The 22,148-nt window shown below is 62.0% G+C and carries 16 protein-coding genes; 9 read left to right on the forward strand and 7 right to left on the reverse strand.

Translation table 11 applies throughout. The annotated features are described in order from the left end of the window. Positions 1-133: 133 nt before the first annotated feature. The 3 genes from AC3B5Q_RS25145 (at position 134) to AC3B5Q_RS25155 (ending at position 4,972) form a co-directional block, all read left to right on the forward strand. Positions 134-1,108, forward strand: coding sequence for a GlxA family transcriptional regulator (locus AC3B5Q_RS25145; RefSeq protein ID WP_021784863.1), 975 nt, complete (start codon positions 134-136; stop codon positions 1,106-1,108). Positions 1,109-1,262: 154 nt separating this feature from the next. Beyond that, on the forward strand, positions 1,263-3,050 hold the full coding sequence (locus tag AC3B5Q_RS25150) for a monovalent cation:proton antiporter-2 (CPA2) family protein (protein WP_488392774.1): 1,788 nt from the start codon (positions 1,263-1,265) through the stop codon (positions 3,048-3,050). Positions 3,051-4,678: 1,628 nt separating this feature from the next. Next, positions 4,679-4,972, forward strand: coding sequence for a DUF3077 domain-containing protein (locus AC3B5Q_RS25155; protein ID WP_021785214.1), 294 nt, complete (start codon positions 4,679-4,681; stop codon positions 4,970-4,972). A 114-nt stretch (positions 4,973-5,086) separates the two neighbouring features. Here the strand turns inward: AC3B5Q_RS25155 and ycaC (AC3B5Q_RS25160) are convergent, their stop codons facing one another. Further along, entirely contained in the window at positions 5,087-5,716 is a 630-nt protein-coding gene (gene ycaC, locus AC3B5Q_RS25160) for an isochorismate family cysteine hydrolase YcaC (protein ID WP_021785215.1), read from the reverse strand. Positions 5,717-5,994: 278 nt separating this feature from the next. Here ycaC (AC3B5Q_RS25160) and AC3B5Q_RS25165 point away from each other — a divergent pair, with 278 nt between their 5' ends. From AC3B5Q_RS25165 to AC3B5Q_RS25175, 3 genes are all read left to right on the forward strand, one after another. Next, positions 5,995-6,906: a LysR substrate-binding domain-containing protein gene (locus AC3B5Q_RS25165; protein WP_010955764.1), complete on the forward strand. Its 912-nt coding sequence runs from the start codon at positions 5,995-5,997 to the stop codon at positions 6,904-6,906. Positions 6,907-7,113: 207 nt separating this feature from the next. Beyond that, the gene (locus AC3B5Q_RS25170) at positions 7,114-8,376 is read left to right on the forward strand and encodes an OprD family porin (RefSeq protein ID WP_275966546.1); all 1,263 of its coding nucleotides are present in this window, start codon (positions 7,114-7,116) and stop codon (positions 8,374-8,376) included. Position 8,377: 1 nt separating this feature from the next. After that, complete coding sequence (locus tag AC3B5Q_RS25175; RefSeq protein ID WP_031322763.1) at positions 8,378-9,976, forward strand: MFS transporter; 1,599 nt, start codon at positions 8,378-8,380, stop codon at positions 9,974-9,976. A gap of 73 nt (positions 9,977-10,049) precedes the next feature. Here the strand turns inward: AC3B5Q_RS25175 and AC3B5Q_RS25180 are convergent, their stop codons facing one another. The 4 genes from AC3B5Q_RS25180 to ycaC (AC3B5Q_RS25195) form a co-directional block, all read right to left on the reverse strand. Next, a complete protein-coding gene (locus tag AC3B5Q_RS25180) occupies positions 10,050-12,032 on the reverse strand; it encodes an amidohydrolase (protein ID WP_021785219.1) in 1,983 nt (660 codons plus the stop codon). A gap of 198 nt (positions 12,033-12,230) precedes the next feature. Continuing rightward, complete coding sequence (locus tag AC3B5Q_RS25185) at positions 12,231-13,049, reverse strand: alpha/beta fold hydrolase (protein ID WP_275966547.1); 819 nt, start codon at positions 13,047-13,049, stop codon at positions 12,231-12,233. A gap of 40 nt (positions 13,050-13,089) precedes the next feature. Next, positions 13,090-13,398: a putative antibiotic biosynthesis monooxygenase gene (locus AC3B5Q_RS25190; RefSeq protein WP_003253554.1), complete on the reverse strand. Its 309-nt coding sequence runs from the start codon at positions 13,396-13,398 to the stop codon at positions 13,090-13,092. 117 nt (positions 13,399-13,515) lie between these two features. Continuing rightward, on the reverse strand, positions 13,516-14,145 hold the full coding sequence (gene ycaC / locus AC3B5Q_RS25195; protein WP_021785220.1) for an isochorismate family cysteine hydrolase YcaC: 630 nt from the start codon (positions 14,143-14,145) through the stop codon (positions 13,516-13,518). A 230-nt stretch (positions 14,146-14,375) separates the two neighbouring features. Here ycaC (AC3B5Q_RS25195) and AC3B5Q_RS25200 point away from each other — a divergent pair. The 3 genes from AC3B5Q_RS25200 to AC3B5Q_RS25210 all read left to right on the forward strand — a co-directional run bounded on the left by AC3B5Q_RS25200 (position 14,376) and on the right by AC3B5Q_RS25210 (position 19,024). Next, positions 14,376-15,730, forward strand: a protein-coding gene (locus AC3B5Q_RS25200) for an IS3 family transposase (RefSeq protein WP_488392707.1) whose coding sequence is annotated in 2 segments (ribosomal slippage) — positions 14,376-14,849 and positions 14,852-15,730 — 1,353 coding nt in all. Because the reading frame shifts where the segments join, the coding sequence is not laid out codon by codon here. Positions 15,731-16,128: 398 nt separating this feature from the next. Continuing rightward, positions 16,129-17,457 (forward strand): IS110-like element ISPpu9 family transposase, encoded by a 1,329-nt coding sequence (locus AC3B5Q_RS25205; protein WP_084851606.1) that lies wholly within the window; start codon positions 16,129-16,131, stop codon positions 17,455-17,457. Positions 17,458-17,596: 139 nt separating this feature from the next. Continuing rightward, positions 17,597-19,024, forward strand: coding sequence for a mechanosensitive ion channel family protein (locus tag AC3B5Q_RS25210; protein WP_021785221.1), 1,428 nt, complete (start codon positions 17,597-17,599; stop codon positions 19,022-19,024). A gap of 108 nt (positions 19,025-19,132) precedes the next feature. Here the strand turns inward: AC3B5Q_RS25210 and amaA are convergent, their stop codons facing one another. Further along, a complete protein-coding gene (gene amaA / locus AC3B5Q_RS25215; protein WP_021785222.1) occupies positions 19,133-20,419 on the reverse strand; it encodes an L-pipecolate oxidase in 1,287 nt (428 codons plus the stop codon). Positions 20,420-20,575: 156 nt separating this feature from the next. Continuing rightward, a complete protein-coding gene (gene amaB / locus AC3B5Q_RS25220; RefSeq protein ID WP_101196331.1) occupies positions 20,576-22,066 on the reverse strand; it encodes an L-piperidine-6-carboxylate dehydrogenase in 1,491 nt (496 codons plus the stop codon). Positions 22,067-22,148 lie beyond the last annotated feature (82 nt).

A 22,148-nucleotide genomic window follows, 5' to 3' on the forward strand; every position in this document is an offset into this window, starting at 1 on the left:
GAAGTCCTGAGCCAAACCTGAATTATTGTTAATTGTGCGCTGCTGGCCCTGAGCGTTTTGCCGATACCTTAAGATGCGTTTCGTATTCAGCTTTTGGCCGCTACCAGCGGCCGGCATTCAAGGCGAAAGAGGTATGCAGGAAAAACCCGCCCACCGCACCGTGGCCATGGTGCTGTTCAACGATGTGCTACTGCTGGATGTCACCGGCCCCATGGATGCATTCGCCATCGCCAACCGATTCTTGCCAGCAGAACGGCAATATCGGCTGCTGACCTTGGCCGAGGGACAAGCGGTGGTACGCGGCTCATGCGGCCTTAAGGTAGTGGCAGACCGGCGCCTGGAAGACTTGCCGGAAGCCGTCGACCTGTTGCTGGTGCCCGGCGGCCCAGGAGCCTATGCCGTCGCATTGCCAGGGATCGAGCGCTGGCTACCCAAGGCCGTGCGCCAGGCCAAACGCTTCGGTGCCATCTGCACCGGAGTGTTCCTGCTGGGGCGGGCCGGGTTACTCAATGGCTATCGCTGCACCACCCACTGGAATTACGTGGAGCGCCTGGCACAAGCGTTTCCCGAGGCCAAGGTGGAGACCGAGCAGATTTATGTGATGGACCGCTGCCTGATCACCTCGGGCGGTATCACTGCAGGGATCGACCTGGCACTGGCGGTGGTTGCCGAGGACCATGGCAAGGCGCTGGCCCTGGAAGTGGCCAAGGTGCTGCTGGTTGCCCGTCATCGTCAGGGCGGGCAGACACCTTACGGGCCGTTGCTGGCTGCGGTACCACGCGACGACTCGCCGATTGCCCGGGTGCAGGCCTATATAGTCGACCACATCGAGCAGGCGTTCACCGTGCAGAAAATGGCCGAACTGGTGGCCATGAGCGGGCGTAACTTTGCCCGGACGTTTCTGCGGGAGGTGGGAATGACGCCGCTGCAGTACCTGCAGAATGCGCGCATCGACCGCGCGCGCAAGCTGCTCGAAGGCAGCGACCTGCCGTTAAAGGTTGTGGCGGCGCAGTGCGGGTTTGGCAGCGACCGGCATTTGCGCAAGGTGTTCTGTGAGCGGATAGGCATGACGCCGGCGCAGTATCGCACGCAGTTTGGTGGGGGTTGAGCGCGGGCCACTCACACAACTGACCACAGCCACCGTCTCTTTTTTCAGGACAATGTTTCTTCCCGACATCAGATTGTCTAATGCCACCCCAGCCTCCAGAATCGTCGGCCAACCTGTAATAACGCTGCCCCGGCAGCTCATGGAGTACGAGCCAATGCCACACGAAGGCAGCCTTCTGCAAACTGCGGTGATCTTCCTGCTTGCCGCCGTCCTCGCCGTCCCCCTGGCCAAGCGCTTGCAACTGGGTGCCATGCTCGGCTACCTGCTCGCCGGTGTGGTCATCGGCCCGCAAGCACTTGGCCTGGTCCACGACACAGAAAGGGTGGCGCACATTTCCGAACTGGGCGTGGTCTTGCTGCTGTTCATCATCGGCCTGGAGCTGTCGCCCAAACGCTTGTGGCTGATGCGCAAGTCGGTGTTTGGTGTCGGCACTGCCCAAGTGTTGCTGACCGGCGCGGTTATCGGCGCCATCGCCCTGTTCGGCTTCAGCCAGACGCTGCCCGCGGCCATCGTGCTCGGTCTGGGCCTGGCGCTTTCGTCCACCGCCCTTGGCCTGCAGAGCCTGGCCGAGAACAAACAACTCAATGCCCCGCACGGCCGTCTGGCGTTCGCCATCCTGTTGTTCCAGGACATCGCCGCGATCCCGCTGATCGCCTTGGTACCACTGCTGGCCGCCACTGGCCCGGACACCAGCAGTGGCGACAGCCTGGAGAATGGCCTGAAGGTATTCGCCAGCATCGCCGTGGTCATCATCGGCGGCCGCTACCTGTTGCGCCCGGTGTTCCGCACCGTGGCTCGCACCGGCCTGCCGGAAGTGTCCACTGCCACTGCCCTGCTGGTGGTGATCGGCACCGCCTGGCTGATGGAACAAGCCGGTATTTCCATGGCCCTGGGCGCCTTCCTCGCCGGCCTGCTGCTGGCAGACTCGGAATACCGCCACGAGCTGGAATCACAGATCGAACCCTTCAAGGGCCTGCTGCTGGGGCTGTTCTTCATCAGCGTCGGGATGGGTGCAAACCTGCACCTGCTGCTGGAGATGCCGCTGGTGGTGCTGGGCCTGACCCTGTTGCTGGTGGCCGTGAAGCTGGTGCTGCTGGTCGGCACCGGTCGCCTGGCCGCCGGCCTGAGCGGCGCCAGCGCGCTGCAACTGGGCATGGTGCTGGCCGCCGGCGGCGAGTTTGCCTTTGTGGTGTTCAAGCTGGGCAAGGACCAGGGTCTGTTCGATACCCAGACCTACGACCTGCTGCTGATGACCATTACCCTGTCGATGGCCATCACCCCACTGCTCATGATTGGCTGCGCCCGTGCCCTCAAACGCGCGCAGCCAGTGCGTGAAGTGCCCGACCATTACAAGGCCATCGACGCCGGCACGCCGCGGGTGGTAATCGCCGGCATGGGCCGCATGGGCCAGATCGTCGCGCGTATCCTGCGGGCACAGAAGATACCGTTCGTTGCCCTGGAGACCTCGGTGGATGCCATCGAGATGACCCGTATGTTCGAACAGGTGCCGGTGTTCTACGGTAACCCGCTGCGCCCCGAAGTACTGCATGCGGCCAAGGTGGGTGAGGCGGAGTACTTCATCATCACCATCGATGACCCGGAGGCCGCCATTCGTAGCGCTGAACGGGTGAAACGCCTGTACCCGCACCTGAAAGTGCTGGCCCGCGCGCGTAACCGCCAGCACGTACATAAACTGGCGGATGTGGGCGCCGAGCCGATTCGCGAGACATACCACTCCAGCCTGGAAATGGCCCGCCGGGCACTGGTGGGGTTGGGCCTGAGCGATGAACAGGCGGCGGACCGCATTGCACGGTTTACCCAGCATGACGAAGAGGTGCTGGAGGCCCAGGGGCAGGTACGTGATGACCGGGCCAAGGTGATGCAGACGGGCAAGGAGGCGCGGGTGGAGCTGGAACGGTTGTTTGAATCGGATGCGGGTTGAGGCCTTTTGGCGCATGCCTTGAGGGTTGTAGTGCCTGTGAGATCGAGGTGAGCGCTAAGGGGACGTGCGCGTCTGCCCCAGGAATAATTGGCCCGAAACAAATGTAGGAGCGAGCATGCCTTGAGGGTTGTAGTGCCTGTGAGATCGAGCGCCGCCCGCGCGGCGCATCGCGAGCTCGCTCCTACATCTGTTTCGGGCCAGTATCGCCTGTGCCTGCGCGCGCGACCGCCCTGTTTGTCCCCCACGATATCGAGGTGAGCGCCAAGGGGACGCGCGCGTCTGCCCCAGGAATAATTGGCCCGAAACAAATGTAGGAGCGAGCATGCCTTGAGGGTTGTAGTGCCTGTGAGATCGAGCGCCGCCCGCGCGGCGCATCGCGAGCAAGCTCGCTCCTACATCTGTTTCGGGCCAGTATCGCCTGTGCCTGCGCGCGCGACCGCCCTGTTTGTCCCCCACGATATCGAGGTGAGCGCCAAGGGGACGTGCGCGTCTGCCCCAGGAATAATTGGCCCGAAACAAATGTAGGAGCGAGCATGCCTTGAGGGTTGTAGTGCCTGTGAGATCGAGCGCCGCCCGCGCGGCGCATCGCGAGCAAGCTCGCTCCTACATCTGTTTCGGGCCAGTATTGCCTGTGCCTGCGCGCGCGACCGCCCTGTTTGTCCCCCACGATATCGAGGTGAGCGCCAAGGGGACGCGCGCGTCTGCCCCAGGAATAATTGGCCCGAAACAAATGTAGGAGCGAGCTTGCCTTGAGGGTTGTAGTGCCTGTGAGATCGAGCGCCGCCCGCGCGGCGCATCGCGAGCAAGCTCGCTCCTACATTTGTTTCGGGCCAGTATTGCCTGTGCCTGCGCGCGCGACCGCCCTCTTTGTCCCCCACGATATCGAGGTGAGCGCCAAGGGGACGTGCGCGTCTGCCCCAGGAATAATTGGCCCGAAACAAATGTAGGGGCGAGCATGCCTTGAGGGTTGTAGTGCCTGTGAGATCGAGCGCCGCCCGCGCGGCGCATCGCGAGCAAGCTCGCTCCTACATCTGTTTCGGGCCAGTATCGCCTGTGCCTGCGCGCGCGACCGCCCTGTTTGTCCCCCACGATATCGAGGGGAGCGCCAAGGGGACGTGCGCGTCTGCCCCAGGAATAATTGGCCCGAAACAAATGTAGGAGCGAGCTTGCTCGCGATGCGCCGCGCGGGCGGCGCTCGATCTCATGGGCGCCAAAAAACTATCGCCAGGCACCTGGAAGCCATCCTGCAATTTCCTGACGATCACCTCGCCGCCATTACGCGAACTCACAAAAACCATCACAAATCGCCTAATTATCAGCTGGGTCCTACTTCCCCGCGAACCATTTCCTACGTTCACGCCAATCCCAAGGAATTATCCTACACACCGTGTCGACGCCCGTCTGATTGTCCAGGGAAGGCCTGCTCTCTAGGCTAACCGGGTCGCTGTCGGTTCAGCGATCGGGTGTGGAAACCCGGATGTGATGAAGGGCTGCCGTTATGGCAGTTGTGCGCGTGAGGCCGTTTGGCCTACCGGCTTGCCTTCTCCCCGGTTTTCCACCCCGCGCACAACTGCCGCCTTCTGCGTGGAAACGGGTGGTTGCAGTTCAATCCTGGAGAAGGAATTGCCATGAAAAGAATCGTCCCCGATCCACCCCTCCCCAACACCACCCAACGCTCTTTCAGCCGCTGCGATGCCGGCCATCGCCCATTGTTCACCGTAAACCCAGGCGTTTCCGCCCACGATGCCCTGGTGCATGTCGCCCAATACCTGCGCGGTGCCTACGACTGTGGCTACAAAGCCTTGGAACATCTGGATGACACAGGCAAGAGCCTGTTCTGGAGCAACCTGAACGCACTCGAAATGGCAGAAGGTTTGGTTGAGGCGTTGCTGGATGGGATTGAGTCACAGCCCATGAATTGAGTCGCCTGTACCGGCCCTTTCGCGGGCATGCCCGCGAAAAGGCCGGTACAGCAAACAAAAAAGGCCGGCTCCCTATAGAGAGAGCCGGCCTTTGTGCGCGTTGCTGATGGTTGATTACTTACCCGCAGTCAGCGCGTTATAGCTGGTCATCAGGTTGCGATAATCCGGAATGTGGTTGGAGCATAGTGCAGCCAGCCCTTCGACATCGTTGCGCCAGTCGCGGTGCAGCTCGCAGGCCACGCCGAACCAGGTCATCAGTTGGGCACCCGCCTGGCTCATGCGGTCATGCGCGGCATCACGGGTCATTTCATTGAAGGTGCCGGAAGCATCGGTCACCACGAACACGTCAAAGTCTTCCTCCAAGGCCGACAGCGCCGGGAACGCCACGCAAACCTCGGTCACAACACCTGCAATGATCAGCTGCTTCTTGCCGGTCGCCTTCACCGCCTTGACGAAATCCTCGTTGTCCCAGGCGTTGATCTGGCCAGGGCGGGCAATGTACGGCGCATCCGGGAACAGGGCTTTCAGTTCCGGCACCAATGGGCCGTTGGGGCCTTGCTCGAAGCTGGTGGTGAGGATGGTCGGCAGGTTGAAGAACTTGGCCAGGTCAGCCAGCGCCAGCACGTTGTTCTTGAACTTGTCCGGCTCGATATCGCGCACCAGGGACAGCAGGCCAGCCTGGTGGTCGACCAGCAGTACGGCAGCGTCGTCTTTGTTCAGGCGGTTGTAGGTGAATTTGCTCATGGTCTGTGCTCCTAAGGGTTATGAATTTTTCAGCAATCCGGGGTGTTTCGCGTTGATGGGCACAGATTAAAATCATCACCTTTGCGGCGGTAGTTAGCAGAATCTGGCTTTAGCGTTCTGATTTAGGAACGATGGATTTGTAAGGGCTGTGCTGGCCTCTTCGCGGCTAAAGCCGCTCCTACAGGGACCGCGCAGGCCTCGGGCCTGTGGTGTCCTGTAAGAGCGGCTTTAGCCGCGAAGAGGCCGGCAAAGGCAACCAAATACCCGGAGACCGATCATTGGAAGACCTCAACTCCCTCTACTACTTCACCCAGGTCGTCGAACATGGCGGCTTCGCCCCGGCCGGCCGGGCGCTGGACATGCCCAAGTCAAAGCTCAGCCGGCGAATCGCCGACCTTGAAGACCGTCTGGGCGTGCGGCTGCTGAACCGCACCAGCCGGCACTGCTCGCTGACCGAGATCGGCCAGGCCTACTACAACCGTTGCCTGGCCATGCGCGTGGAGGCCGAGGGCGCGGCGGAAATAATCGAGCGCAACCGCAGCGAACCGCGCGGCCTGGTGCGCATCAGCTGCCCGACCACCCTGCTCAACTCCTGGGTCGGGCCGATGCTGACCCGCTACATGCTCAAGTACCCGCAGGTGGAGCTGTTCATCGAAAGTACCAACCGCCGTGTCGACCTGCTGCATGAGGGCTTCGACATCGCCCTGCGGGTGCGCTTTCCGCCGCTGGAGAACACTGACATGGTGATGAAGGTGCTGAGCAACAGCACCCAGTGCCTGGTCGGTCAACCTCAATACCTGGCGCAACTGCCCAAAGGCTTTGACCCGCAGCTGCTGGGCACACTACCCAGCGTGCATTGGGGCAGTGCCCAGCGCGAGTACCAGTGGGAACTGTTCCAGGGTGAGGACAACAGCCGCAGCATCGTCATCCCGCATACACCACGCATGGTGACTGATGACCTGTTTGCCTTGCGCCACTTCGTGGTAGCCGGAGTGGGGATCGCCCACTTGCCGCGGGTGGCGGTGCGTGAGGACCTGGCGGCAGGACGCCTGGTTGAGCTGATTCCGGACTGGCACCCGCGTTGCGGTATCGTGCATGCGATCTTCCCATCGCGACGTGGGTTGCTGCCTTCGGTGCGAGCGCTGATCGATCATCTGGCTGAGGAGTTCGCCATCAGCGACATGGCTTGAGTGCCTGACTGGCTGAGCCGGCCTCTTCGCGGGCATGCCCGCTCCCACAGGTATTGCACAAGGCTCGGGGCCGGTGGTGGCCCTGTAGGAGCGGCTTTAGCCGCGAAAGGGCCGGTACAGGCAATGCAAATCCCCACCCAGCACACCCTTACAAGACCTTGGGTCTACTCTTCTTCCACACTCCCGGATCATCCCCCGGAGCCCCTCATGATCCGCGCCACCCACGGACCAGGCCGCGCCCTGCTCGCCACCCTCGCCCTCTGGCCGGCGCTGAGCCACGCCGAAGCGCCCGGCTGGTCGCTGCTCAGCCGCAACTATTTCCTGCACAGTGACTTCCGCTCGCCCTCCGGCAGCGGCCAGAACTACCGCCAGGAATGGGCCCAAGGCTTCATCGGCGAGGTCCGTTCCGGCTTCACCGAGGGCACTGTCGGCGTCGGCATCGATGCCCATGGCTTTCTTGGCCTCAAGCTCGACGGCGGCCGCGGCCATAGCGGCACCGGCCTGCTGCCACGCGACAGCGATGGCCGCGCCGCGTCCGAGTACTCCAGCGCCGGTGCCGCGCTCAAACTGCACCTGGGCAACACCCGGCTGCGCTATGGCGAGATGATGGTGGAAACCCCGGTGTTCGACACCGGTGACAAACGCCTGCACCCGGAATACGCCACCGGCTGGCTGGTGGAAAACACCGACCTGCCCGACTGGCGCCTGCAGGCCGGGCGTTTCACTGCCTTCAACAACCAGGACAACAGTTCCACCCACGACGACTTCAGCGGCTACGGCGCCAGCACCCACAACCGGGCCATCAGCCTGGCCGGTGCCACCTTCGCGCCCAACGGGCCGTTCGGCGCCGCACTGTATGCCGGGCAGCTGGAAAACACCTGGCGCCAGGCCTACCTCAACCTGAACCTGGCCAAGGGCAACTGGCGCCTGGACGGCAACCTGTACAAAACCCGCGACACCGGTAACGCCAGCGCAGGGGCGATCGACACCCTCGCCTACAGCCTGCTGGCCAGGTACAGCTTCGGCGCCCAGGCGCTGAGCCTAGCCTACCAGAAGGTCGAGGGCGACACCCCGTTCGACTTCGTCGGCGGCGACTCCATCTACTTGGCCAACGCGATCAAGTACGCCGACTTCAACGGCCCGGGCGAGCACTCGTGGCAACTGCGCTACGACCTGGACTTCGCCACCCTTGGCGTACCTGGCCTGAGCCTGATGGGCCGCTATGTCAGCGGCCGCGGCATCGACGGCAGCCATGCGCCTGCGGGCGGCGCCTATGTGAACCAGTACGGTGACGGCGGCAAGCACTGGGAGCGCGACATCGACCTGAAATACGTGGTGCAGTCGGGGGCTGCCAAGGACCTGAGCCTGTCGTTCTCCCACGTCAGCCACCGCGCCAACCAGGCCCAGGCGGGCGGTGATATCGACCGCATCTACCTGATCATCGAATACCCACTCAAAGGCAGCTTCTGACATGAGTACATCCCCTTCAGGTGCCTGGAGCCCGTTGCGTAACACCACCTTCCGCATGCTGTGGATCGCCACCATCGCCTCCAACATCGGCACCTGGATGCACGAGGTGGGCGCCGGCTGGCTGATGACCACGCTGTCGGCCAGCCCGCTGCACGTGGCGTTGATCCAGGTAGCCGGCTCGTTGCCGATGTTCTTCCTGGCCCTGCCGGCGGGCGCAGCGGCGGACATCGTCGACAAACGCCGCTACCTGTTGCTGGTGCAACTGTGGATGTCTTGTGTAGCGGTTGTGCTGGCGGCCCTGACGTTGCTCGGGATGATGAACGTCACCTTGCTGCTGGTGCTGACCCTGGCACTGGGCATTGGTACAGCGCTGATGATGCCAGCGTGGAGCGCACTGACACCAGAACTGGTGGGCAAGGAGGACCTGGCCAACGCGGTGGCGCTTTCCAGTGTCGGCATCAACGTGTCACGGGCCATCGGCCCGGCACTGGCGGGGGTGGTGGTGAGCATGGTCGGCCCGTGGCTGACCTTCGCCCTGAATGCCATCTCGTTCGCGGGGGTGATCCTGGTGCTGTTCCTGTGGAAGCGCGAGGTGAAGGAACCACTGCTGCCGGCCGAACGCTTCGTTGGCGCCATGCGCACCGGGTTGCGCTTTGCCCGCAGCGCCAAGCCTTTGCAGGCCGTGATGCTACGCGCGTTGGCGTTCTTTTTCTGCGCCAGCGCCGGTACTTCGCTGCTGCCGCTGATCGTGCGTGGCGAGATGCGCGGCACCGCAGCGGACTTCGGCCTGCTGCTGGCGGCCATCGGTATTGGCGCAGTGGCGGGTGCCACCTTGCTGCCGCGCCTGCGTGAACGCATCAGCCGTGACCGCCTGGTGTTTCTGGCCAGCCTGCTGTATGCCCTGTTCCTGCTGGCCCTGGCGCTGGTGCGCAACTTCTATGTGCTGCTGCCAGCGATGCTGCTCAGCGGCGCGGCGTGGATCGCGGTGCTGTCCAACCTGCAGGTGGCTGCACAGACTTCGGTGCCCGCCTGGGTACGGGCGCGGGCTTTGTCGGTATACATTCTGATCTTCTTCGGCGCCATGGCCTGTGGCGGCCTGCTGTGGGGCACGCTGGCCAGCCATGCAACGATCACCTTCAGCCTGCTGCTGGCCGCAGGCGGCCTGGCGCTGGGTACCTTGCTGACCTGCAAGGTGGCGCTGCCGGAAACCGAGGCAGAAGAGCTGACGCCGTCGCTGCATTGGCCGGTGCCGGTATTGAGCGATGACATGGACAAGGAAGTCGGACCGGTGATGGTCACCGTCGAGTACCACATCGCCCCCACCAAGGCCGAGGCCTTCCAGCAGGCGGCGCGGGAGCTGGAAGCGATGCGCAAGCGCAATGGCGCATTGTCGTGGGGGTTGATGCGGGACAGTGCTGATCCGGCGTTGTGGCTGGAGTTTTTCTTCGAGGAATCGTGGCTGGAGCATCTGCGGCATCACCACCGGGTGACCCGTGGTGAGCTGAAGATCGAGGCGCGGGTCAGGATGCTGCAGACCGATGGGATTGAAGTGCGAATTCGGCATTTGTTGGCTGGCGGGGAGCATAAGGCTCACCATTGATGCTGGCCTTGGCGGCCCTTGAGGCACAAGAAAAGGGCCAGATATTGGCCCCCGTTCTTCACATCAGCTCAGCTTAGAACGCGAAGCACGAACAGCCTAACGCTCCCCAGAAACCTTGGAAGTCATTTACCGGTACGCTCGAATGCCGCGCCTTTTCATGGCTGTGTGCATGCACACCGCAAGGCCCGCTGCACTGGTGCACAGCCGCTGCCAACGATGGCGTACCGACACGCCAGTGCCCAGGTACCTTGGTCACCGGCGACCACTCCGGCAGCACCGGCACCTGCGGCGGGCCTAGCTTGTCGAACTCGCCAGCACCATACACCACCTTGCCATCAACGATGGTCAGCACCGACTCGATGCCCTTGATCGCTTCTTCATCGACACTGAAGAAGTCCAGCGACAATGCTGCCAGGTCAGCCAGCTGGCCCACCTTGATCTGGCCTTTCTTGCCTTGCTCGCTGGAAAACCAGGCGCTGCCCTGGGTGAACAGTTGCAGCGCGGTGTCACGGCTCAAGCCTTCCGGGTACAGCTCCATGCCACCGACCGTCTTGCCGCTGACCAGCCAGTACAGTGAGGTCCATGGGTTGTAGCTAGACACCCGAGTGGCATCGGTACCCGCGCCCACCGGCACGCCCATTTCGAGCATGCGCTTGATCGGCGGGGTCTGCTCGGCGGCCTTGGCGCCGTAGCGGTCGACGAAGTATTCACCCTGGAAGGCCATGCGGTCCTGGATGGCAATACCACCGCCCAGCGCACGCACGCGCTCGATGTTCTGCGGGGTGATGGTTTCGGCGTGATCGAAGAACCACGGCAGGCCATTGAACGGGATGTCGCGGTTGACCTTCTCGAACACGTCGAGCATGCGCGTGATCGATTCGTTGTAGGTGGCGTGCAGGCGGAACGGCCAGCGCTGCTCGACCAGGTGGCGCACCACCGGCTCCAGCTCTTCTTCCATGGTCTGCGGCAGGTCCGGGCGCGGCTCGAGGAAGTCCTCGAAGTCGGCGGCGGAGAACACCAGCATCTCACCGGCGCCGTTGTGGCGCAGGAAGTCGGTGCCACTGTGCAGCTTGACGCTGGCCGTCCACTTCTTGAAGTCGTCCAGCTCTTCCTTGGGCTTCTGGGTGAACAGGTTGTAGGCGATGCGCACGGTCAGCTGGTTATTGTCGGCCAGTTCCTGGATAACCGAGTAGTCATCGGGGAAGTTCTGGTAGCCGCCACCGGCGTCGATGGCGCTGGTCAGGCCCAGGCGGTTGAGCTCACGCATGAACTGGCGAGTGGAGTTGACCTGATACTCCAGCGGCAGCTTAGGCCCCTTGGCCAGCGTGGCGTAGAGAATCATCGCGTTCGGGCGGGCGATCAGCATGCCGGTCGGGTTGCCGAACTTGTCGCGCTGGATCTCGCCACCCGGCGGGTTCGGCGTGTCCTTGGTGTATCCGACAGCCTTGAGCGCAGCGCGGTTGAGCAGCGCGCGGTCGTACAGGTGCAGCAGGAACACCGGAGTGTCAGGGGCGGCCTGGTTGATTTCCTCAAGGGTGGGCATGCGCTTTTCGGCGAACTGGAATTCATTCCAGCCACCGACCACGCGCACCCATTGCGGGGTAGGCGTGCGCGCCGCCTGGTCCTTGAGCATACGCAGGGCATCGGCCACCGACGGCACCCCTTCCCAGCGCAGCTCGAGGTTGTAGTTCAGACCGCCCCGGATCAGGTGCAGGTGCGAGTCATTGAGGCCGGGGATCACCGTGCGCTGCTTGAGGTCGATGATCTGCGAGGCGGCACCCTTGTGGGCCATGGCCTCGGCGTCGCTGCCCACGGCGATGAAGCGGCCGTCCTTGATGGCGACAGCAGTCGCGGTGGGCTTTTCGCGGTCAACGGTGTGCAGTTTGCCGTTGAACAGAATCAGGTCGGCGGTCATGGAACCTCCTTGCGTGGATGCGTGAGCGAAACCGGCTTGGCCGGTAAAAGGCAATGCGGACCAGAGCGCGCCGGCAGCACCGAGCACAGTGCTGGTGGCGAGGAACTGGCGACGGGTCTTGTCGTTGCGATCCTGGGACATAGGCTTCTCCGACTAGGGCCGGCAGGGGGACTGCGAAGCATGCCGGTTGATGCAAGGCCTGTGCTTGGATGGATGTGCGGTGGGTTGAAGAAGGTTAGTCCTGGTCAAGCTTTTTGCTGCCTGGGCCGGCCTCTTCGCGGGTAAACCCGCTCCTACAACGTCTGTAGGAGCGGGTTTACCCGCGAATGTTTTCCACAATTACCGCTGAAGGAACGCCAGCAAGTCCTCATTCAGCTGCTGCGCATGGGTCACTGCAAAACCGTGCGGCGCCCCGGCATACACCTTCAGCTCGGCGCCGCGAATCAGCTCCGCCGCCTGCTTGCCAGTGGTCTCGAACGGCACGATCTGGTCGTCATCGCCATGGATCACCAACGTCGGCACATCGACCTTGGCCATGTCGGGACGGAAATCGGTCTCCGAGAATGCCGTCACACAGTCCAGGGTGCCTTTGATTGACGCCATCAGCGCAATGTTCAGGGTCTGCGTCTGCACACCCTGGGACACCTGCTGCCCATGGTTCAGGCCGTAGAACGGCGTAGCGAAATCGGCGATGAACTGCGCGCGGTCGGCACGCAGGCCGGCCTGGATGCCCTCGAACACCGACAGGTCGACACCGTCAGGGTTGTCCTCACGCTTGCCGAACACTGGCGTCACCGCGCCCAGCAACACCAGCCCGGCCACCCGCTCGCTGCCGTGGCGGGCGATGTAGCGGCTGACATCACCGCCCCCCATCGAGAAGCCCACCAGGGTGACGTCGCGCAGGTCGAGGTGCTCGATCAGCTGGGCAATGTCATCGGCGAAGGTGTCGTAGTCGTAACCGTTCCACGGCTGGCTCGAGCGGCCGAAACCCCGGCGGTCGAGCGCGATGGCGCGGTAACCGCGGCTGGCCAGGAACTCCATCTGGGAATCCCACATGTCGGCGTCCAGCGGCCAGCCGTGGCTGAACAGCACAGGCTTGCCGCTGCCCCAGTCCTTGAAATAGATCGAAGTGCCATCGCGGGTAACGAACGTACTCATAACGGTATCTCCTTGAAAGTTTCCAGGTGAAGGCGTCGGCTCAGCCGCGCAGCCAGTTGGCGCAGCGGCGGGTTACCCAAGGCATGATGTAGAACACCACGGGCAGGATGACGAACAGGTTGACGATCAGGTTGCCGGTGATGACGCCGCCCAGCTGCGGGAAGCGTGCAAACAGCGGCGCCAGCAGTTGCGGGATGACCATGGTCATCGGGCAGATCACCAGGTAGGTCAGCAGTGCCTGCTTCCAACGCGGCGGTTGCGCTGCCGGGGTGCCCGGCGAGCTATCAAGCACCTTGTGTTGCAGGCATACGGTCACCACTTCGCGGTTGTCATGGAGTGCGGTGTTCATCGGCGTTCCTTGGGATGAGCTTGCCCGCATTCACTGTGCAACGGCGAACGGGCGGAGGATTGGATGGGTGTGCTGCCCTGCGCGGGCACCGACTCACGGCGCCCGGGGCGGGTCGGCTTACTTGCCGGCGTTGAAAGCGTTGTAGCTGGTCATCAGGTTGCGGTAGTCCGGGATGTGGTTGGAGCACAGCGCGGCCAGGCCTTCGATGTCGTTGCGCCAGTCGCGGTGCAGCTCACAGGCCACGCCGAACCAAGTCATCAGCTGGGCACCCGCCTGGCTCATGCGGTCGTGGGCAGCGTCGCGGGTCATGGCGTTGAAGGTGCCGGAGGCATCAGTGACCACGAACACGTCGAACTCTTCTTCCAGGGCCGACAGGGCCGGGAAAGCTACACAGACCTCAGTCACCACACCGGCAATGATCAGCTGCTTCTTGCCAGTGGCTTTCACGGCCTTGACGAAGTCTTCGTTGTCCCAGGCGTTGATCTGGCCAGGGCGGGCAATGTACGGAGCGTCCGGGAACAGGGCTTTCAGCTCCGGTACCAGTGGGCCGTTGGGGCCTTGCTCGAAGCTGGTGGTAAGAATGGTCGGCAGGTTGAAGAACTTGGCCAGGTCGGCCAGGGCCAGCACGTTGTTCTTGAACGCATCCGGCTCGATGTCGCGCACCAGGGACAGCAGGCCAGCCTGGTGATCGACCAGCAGTACGGCGGCGTCGTCTTTGTTCAGGCGGTTGTATTTGAAGTGGGTCATGGGGGTAGCTCCTAAGGGTTTTGATGTTCAGTAAGTTGGTGTTTCGCGTTGATGGAAGAAGATTAAAACCATCACCTTTGGAGCGGTAGATAGCAGTTTTTGGCTTTAGCGTTCTGTTTTGGGAACGATAGATTGGCGTTGGTTTTGCTGGCCTTTTCGCGGGCTCCCCCGCTCCCACAGGGTGGACTGCCCCCAAGAAGTTGGACACCAATCCAACCCTTGGGGGATCTATGGGTAAGTACACCGAGCAATTCAAGCTCACAGCGATCACAGCCTACCTGGATGGCAGCAACGGTTTCCGAAAGGTGGCTCAACACTTAGGTATCGATTTCAGCCTGCTTCGACGCTGGGTGGCCAGTTATCAGGCCAATAATGGCATTGGTCCAGGCTCGCATGGGCGGCGCTATACCAGTGATTTCAAACAGCAGGTGCTTAGCTATATGCACGAGCATCGGCTTTCGCTGCGCCAGACCGCTGCCCACTTTGGTCTTGGGCAGTCCTCTCAGATAGGCATTTGGCAGCGGCAGTACTACAGTGGCAGTCCTGCACCCTCTACTGCCATCAAGCCAAGAAAGCCAATCGACGTGCCGAAGAAGATCAAGCCTGCCAAACCCACCGATACCAATGATGATCAGAAGTCTCGAGATCAGCTGATGGCTGAACTTGAGTACCTGCGCATGGAGAATGCTGTCCTAAAGGAGCTCAAGGCTCTGCGCGAGGAAAAGGAACGAACACGCGGGAAAAAGCCCTGATCGTTTCCAAACTCAAGCGCAGGTTTCCTTTGCCTGACCTCCTTCAGTTGGTCGAGCTGGCGCGCAGCACCTTCTACTACCAGCTAAAAGCTCAGCAGAAGCCAGATCGGCATGCTGAGCTCAAGGCATTGGTGCATCGCGTCTACCACGAGCAGAAAGGGCTTTATGGTTATCGCCGTATCGCACTCGTAATCAGGAAGGAAAAGCGGGTGAACAAGAAGGTCATTGAACGGCTGATGGCTGAGCAGGGATTGAAATCAGTAGTGCGCCCCAAGAAATACCGCTCCTATCGAGGTACCGTCGGTAAAGTGGCAGCGAATGTGCTGGAGCGAAATTTTGTTGCTCAACGCCCAAACCAGAAGTGGGTGACCGACGTAACCGAGTTCAAAGTAGCTCAACAGAAGCTTTACCTGTCGCCCGTGATGGATTTGTACAACGGCGAAATCGTGGCCTACGAAATGGCCAGCCGCCCATGCTATAGCCTGGTTGGGAACATGCTTGGCAAAGCGCTCGATTGCCTGGGAGAGAAACCGAAGCTCGTGCTGCATTCGGATCAGGGATGGCATTACCAGCAGGCGCAATACCGCCGTAAGCTAAGCGAATGCGGGGTAAAGCAGAGCATGTCTCGAAAAGGCAATTGCCTGGACAATGCGGCCATGGAAAGCTTCTTCGGCACGCTCAAATCTGAGTTTTTCTACCTGAAGCGTTTCGAGAGCATTGATGAGCTGAGAGCGGGTCTGGATGAGTACATTCACTACTACAACCATGATCGCATCAAGCTGAGGCTCAATGGCCTGAGCCCTGTGGAGTACAGGGCTCAGGCTGCAGCTTAAAACTGTCCAACTTTTGGGGGGCAGTCCAGGGACCGCACAAGATTCAAAACCAGCGCTTTACCTGTGGGAGATCACCCAGCCCTTCCGGGCTGCGCTGTCGCGCAGCAAACATGAGGTGTACGGCTTTAGATCCGCAGCGACGCTGACATTTTGAAAAAGAAAAGGCGGTTGGCCCGGTAGGGCCAGCCGCCTTTTGCTTTGTTAGGGTTCGTGTGCGCGGGACAGAGATCGTAGCCAGCACTGGTGTGTGTCCGCACACCCGCGTGGGAGAGTGATCCGCACGGTATCGGCGTGAAGTCCCTGTAGGCATCAGCTGATTCAGCTGTGACCACGTATGAGAGAGTGAACCCTTTCGCCACCGTGTGCCCCGCGCGCCCTTTATCCTGCGAGGATTCATCATGGCGCGCAAGCCTTCCAAGCAACGCTTTACCGTCGTCCATCCCGATTGCGCAGCGATCGATGTCGGTGGTCGAGAGCATTTCGTGGCGGTCGATCCCCGGCACGAAAATCCCGTCCAGTCGTTCACGTCCTTTACTGACGACCTGCTCAAGATGGCTAACTGGCTTGAAAGCCTGGGGATCAAGGTCGTTGCCATGGAATCCACGGGGGTTTATTGGATTCCAATTTACGAGATTCTCAGCGAGCGCGGTTTTGAGGTTTATCTCGTCAATGCCAGAGCAACTCGGCAAATCACGGGCCGTAAATCAGATGTGCTGGATTGCCAGTGGATTTGGCAGCTGATGACTCATGGACTGCTCAGAGGCGCATTCCGCCCCGATGATCTGACCTGCTGCGTCCGGTCATTGGTCAGGCAGCGTGCTTCCAAAGTGAAAGACCAGGCGCAGACGCTGAACCGGATGCAAAAGGCCATGAGCCAAATGAACATCCAGCTGGCCAATGTCATCAGTGATATTTCCGGCGTAACTGGCATGAAGATTTTGCGAGCCATCTGCGCAGGTGAACGGGACCCAGTGCAACTGGCTGAACTGACCGACCGCCGCATCAAGGCAGGCAAGGAGGCTGTCGCTCGGAGTCTTCATGGCAATTGGCGACGCGAGCATTTGCATGCGCTAACTCAGGAATTGGCTGCCTATGACTTCCTGGAGCAGCAAATTGCTGATTGTGACGACGCCATAAAAGCCGCGTTAGAGCAGTTGCCGGTGCTGCAAAACAAGCCAGAGCCATCCAATAAGCCTTTACGGAGCCCGCACCGAAACGGTGCCCAACAGACTGAACTGCATCAGACATTGTGGAAAGTTCTTGGCGTGGACCTAACCGCAATTCCAACCATTGGGGTGGACACTGCATTAGTGCTGGCAGGGGAGATCGGTACAGATCTATCACGCTTCCCGTCCTCACAGCACTTCTGCTCTTGGTTGGGACTGGCTCCCCCTACTCGAATCTCCGGCGGTCATCGACTGGCAAGTGGTGGGCCAAAAATAGTCAATCGAGCAGCTCAAGCACTCAAGCAGGCTGCATCCAATGCCCGTAACGACAAGGGTTTCATTGGTGCATCGCACCGAGCCAGACTGACTCGAATGGATACCAGCTGCGCCATCAAGGCCACTGCGCATCAGTTGGCACGTCTGGTGTACAACCTTTTAACCAAGAAGCAGGCTTATGTTGAAAAAGGTCTTGAGGAGTTCGAAACCAGAAGCCAGGACCGGCAGGTCCGGGCTTTGCTCCGCAAAGCCCGGAAACTGGGGTATCAGCTGGTGGCCGCTTGAGTGCTTAGAAAACAGTGGGTTGTATTTTGTTTGATGAGAGCGGGCAAGCCCGCGAAGGGGCCAGCACAGGCTTGCATTGCCTGCCCGGCAAACCTGCTCTATTACTACCCACAGCCCTCCCCTCACCCCCGAGACCACCATGCTGGCCTTCATCCAGTCGACCCCGTTGTTGCTCGGTTGCGCCCTGATCCTGCTCGACCTCGTGCTTTGGCAACTGATCCCTATTCAGCGTCATGCCTGGCGCATCAGCGCGCGCCTGGTGATCTTCCTGCTGTTCAGCGCGGTGCTGATGGCCGCCGGCATGAGCCCGCTGCAACCACCGCCGTGGCCCGACGATCTCTCGCGCAACCTGATGGCCACGGTATTGGCCATCGGCTGGTGGCTGTTCGGTGCGCGCACGGTGACCGTGGTGTTCGGCCTGTTGCTGGTGGCCCGTGGCAGCCATGGCGGGCGCTTGCTGCAGGATGTGCTGGGGGCGTTGATCTTCCTCGCCGCCGTGGTCGCGGCCGCAGGCTACGTGCTGCAACTGCCGGTGAAGGGCCTGCTGGCCACCTCCGGGGTAATGGCCATCGTCATCGGCCTGGCGCTGCAGAGCACACTGGCTGACGTCTTCAGCGGCATCGTGCTGAACACCACGCGGCCCTATCAGATTGGCGACTCAATCTCCATCGACGGCACCGAAGGCAAGGTCCTGGACATCGACTGGCGCGCCACGCGCCTGCTGACCGGTACCGGCAGCCTGGCGGTGATCCCCAACTCGGTGGCGGCCAAGGCGCGGCTGCTCAACCACAGTCGCCCGGCCGATGTGCACGGGGTATCGATCAGCGTGGTGGTCCCGGCCAAGGTACGGCCCAAGCGCGTGTTCGATGCGCTGGAAAAAGCCTTGCAGGGCGTCAGTGCCATCCTTGCGACCCCGAAGCCGAAGGTGACGGTAAAGGCCTCGACTCTGGAATCGGTGGAGTACGAGGCTAGCGGCTTCGTGGCCGATGCGGGCACCAAGGGCGATGCACGTAACCAGTTGTTCGACTTGGCACACCGGCATCTGGAGGCCAGCGGAGTGATGTGGAACGTCGACCTGGCGGTGCCGCCGCGCAGCCGCCAGCGCGAGGTACTGAATGAGGTTCGAGTGTTCCGCTCGCTAAGTGATGAAGAGCGCGATGCGTTGAGCCAGCGCATGACTGCAGTCGAGTACCTGGCGGACCAGGTGATCCTGGGGGTGGGCGAGCATTCCGATCATCTGCTGGTGATTGCCAGCGGTGTGGTATCGGCCTCGGTGCGCGACGGAGACAAGCGGCTGGAGGCCGGGCGCATGGGGCCGGGGGAGGTGCTTGGGATCGAGGGGATCATCGACGACGAAGACTCGCTGGCCGAATTCCGCACGCTGACCAGTTGCGTGCTGTACCGAATCGACAAGGAACAGGTGAAGAGCTGTTTGCAGCAGCGTGGCGAAGTGCAGACGGCGTTGAGCAAGTTGCAGCGGTTCCGGCGGCAGAGCCGGGAGTCGTTGTTGCTGCAAAAGCCGGCCCTGATCAAGAAAGGTGGCTTCCTCAGCTGGCTGCACAAGTGAGACTGTGCTGGCCTCTTCGCGGGTAAACCCGCTCCTACAGGTTCACCACAGCCCTCTCAGGCGGTGAACAATTTGTAGGAGCGGGTTTACCCGCGAAGAGGCCAGTACTTACAACACAACCCTCAGGCACTGCCCCGCGTGGTACAGCGAGAACCCGGACTCGTAGAACGCCGTGCGCAGCGAAGGCGCGCTCACACCGCTCATCGGCGAAAACGGAATCGGCAGGCTGTCAGCCTCGCCCTTGAGCAGGAACTCGGCAAACGCCCGGCCAATCACGGTGCCGGTGGTATTACCGCGCCCGTTGTACCCGGTTACCGCCACCAGCCCCGGCGCCGGCTCGAACAGCCGCATCAGGTGGTCGGGGGTGAAGTCGATGCAGCCAGTCCAGTGCATTTCCCACTCGACTTTGCCCAGCTCGGGGTAATAGTGGCTCTGGATGCGGTCGGCCCAGCTGCGCACGAACCAGGCTGGCTTGTTGTCTACCCGGCCCAGGCTGCCGAGCAGCAGTCGGCCCTGATCGTCGCGGCGGATGCTGCTGAGCACGGTGCGGGTGTCCCACGAACCTTGGCCGTGTGGCAGCACCTTGTCGGCTGCAATACCCTGCAGCGGTTTGGAGGCTACCTGATAGTAGTAACCACGGAAGAACTGCTTCTGCAGGTTGCTCCAGTCGCCTTCGGTGTAGGCGCCGGTGGAAATGACCACCTTTTCGGCGCGCACAGCGCCACGCGCAGTCTTCACCTGCCAGCCATCCCCCTCACGCTCCAGGCCTTCGACCGAAGACTGCTGGAAAATCTTGCCGCCCAGGCGCGCCACGGCAGCCGCCAGGCCCTGGGTGTAGCCCATGGGGTTGATGGTGCCAGCACGGCGATCAAGCAGCGCAGCGGAAATCTTGTCGGTACCGCAGTATTCCTGGCACTGGGCGCCGGTCAGCAGCTCGACGTCGGCACCTCGGCGGCGCCATTGTTCGTGACGCGCTTCGAGGTCGGCGATGCCGGTGGCGTTGTGCGCCATGTGCAGCGTGCCTTTGTGCTGGGCCTGGCAATCGATGCCGAGGCGCTCGATCATGGCGAATACTTCAGCCGGGGCTTCGCCAAGCACCTTGTTCAGGCGGCTGCCCTGCTTATGGCCAAGGGTGGCCTCGACGTCGTCGGGGCGGATCCAGGTGCCGGCGTTGACCAGGCCGACGTTGCGCCCGGAGCCACCGTGGCCGATCTTCCAGGCCTCCAGCACGATCACCGACTTGCCCTGTTCGAGCAGGTGGATGGCCGCCGACAGGCCGGTAATACCGCCGCCGATCACGCAGATATCGGCCTTGTGCTCACCGGCCAGGGCCTGGGCGGCGACGGTCGGTTTGCTGACGTGTTCCCACAAGCATTGTTGACGCAGTTCGGACATGGCCGGCTCCAGCAATTTGTTCTTGTTGGGGCCGCAGGGCGGCCCATTCGCGGGTAAACCCGCTCCTACAAGGATCGGTGTCGCTTGGACGAACCCTGTAGGAGCGGGTCTACCCGCGAACCGGGGGCCAGGCCCCCGGCCATGCAGCTCAATACATCAGTCGAACACGATACCCTGCGCCAGCGGCAGCTCACGCGAGTAGTTCACGGTGTTGGTCTGGCGACGCATGTAGCCTTTCCAGGCATCCGAGCCCGACTCACGGCCACCGCCCGTTTCCTTCTCGCCACCAAATGCACCGCCGATCTCGGCGCCGCTGGTGCCGATGTTGACGTTGGCGATGCCGCAGTCGCTGCCCGAGGCGCTCTGGAAGCGCTCGGCTTCACGGATGTCGGTGGTGAAGATGCAGGACGACAGGCCTTGTGGCACTTCGTTGTTCAGGCGCAGCGCCTCTTCGAAGTCGTCATAGGCCAGCACGTACAGGATCGGGGCGAAGGTTTCGTGGCGCACCACGTCACTTTGCGCCGGCATTTCAGCAATGGCGGGTGAAACGTAGTAGGCGTTCGGGTACTGGTCGGCCAGCTGACGCTCGCCACCAAAGACCTGGCCACCTTCGTCGCGGGCCTTGGCCAGTGCACCTTGCATGGCGTCGAACGACTGCTTGTCGATCAGCGGGCCTACCAGGTTGTCTTTACGTGGGTCGCCGATGCGCACTTTGCCGTAGGCAGCTTTGACGCGGGCAACCACTTCGTCCTTGATAGAGCGGTGCACGATCAGGCGACGCAGGGTGGTGCAACGCTGGCCGGCAGTGCCAACAGCCGAGAACAGGATGCCACGCACGGCCAGGTCCAGGTCGGCGCTCGGGGCCAGGATCATGGCGTTGTTGCCACCCAGCTCCAGGATGCTGCGGCCGAAGCGGGCAGCAACGCGTGGGCCGACTTCGCGACCCATGCGGGTGCTGCCGGTAGCGCTGACCAGCGGTACGCGCGGGTCATCAACCATGGCTTCGCCAGCTTCACGGCCGCCGATCACCAGTTGTGCCAAGCCAGCCGGGGCTTCGCCGAAGGCTTTCAGGGCTTTTTCGAACAGCGCCTGGCAGGCCAGGGCAGTCAGCGGAGTCTTCTCGGACGGTTTCCATACCACCGAGTTGCCGGCCACCAGGGCCAGGGCGGTGTTCCAGGCCCACACGGCAACCGGGAAGTTGAAGGCGCTGATCACACCGACCACGCCCAGCGGGTGCCAGGTTTCACGCATGTGGTGGCCCGGGCGCTCGGAAGCGATGGTCAGGCCGTACAGCTGGCGCGACAGGCCAACCGCGAAGTCACAGATGTCGATCATTTCCTGCACTTCGCCCAGGCCTTCCTGGGTAATCTTGCCGGCTTCGATCGAAACCAGCTCGCCGAGGTCGGCCTTGTGCTCACGCAGCACTTCGCCGAACAGGCGCACCAGTTCGCCACGGCGCGGAGCCGGCACACTGCGCCAGGCTTCGAAGGCGCTTTGGGCCTGATCGATACGGGCGATGGTCTCGGCCTTGCCGAGCAGTTTCACCGAGGCGATCTGGCTGCCGTCGATCGGCGTGTGAACAGGGTAGTCGCCCTGGGTGTAAGCCTCGGCGGCAACGCCAAGGCGCTCGAGCAATCCAGCAACCATTTGTGCATCTCCTACATCGGTGATGGGGTGGAAAAATGATGTGGATCAGTATTAATCCGATCACATAGGTACAACAAACGAC

The sequence above is a fragment of the Pseudomonas sp. D5(2026) genome (genome assembly GCF_057766845.1).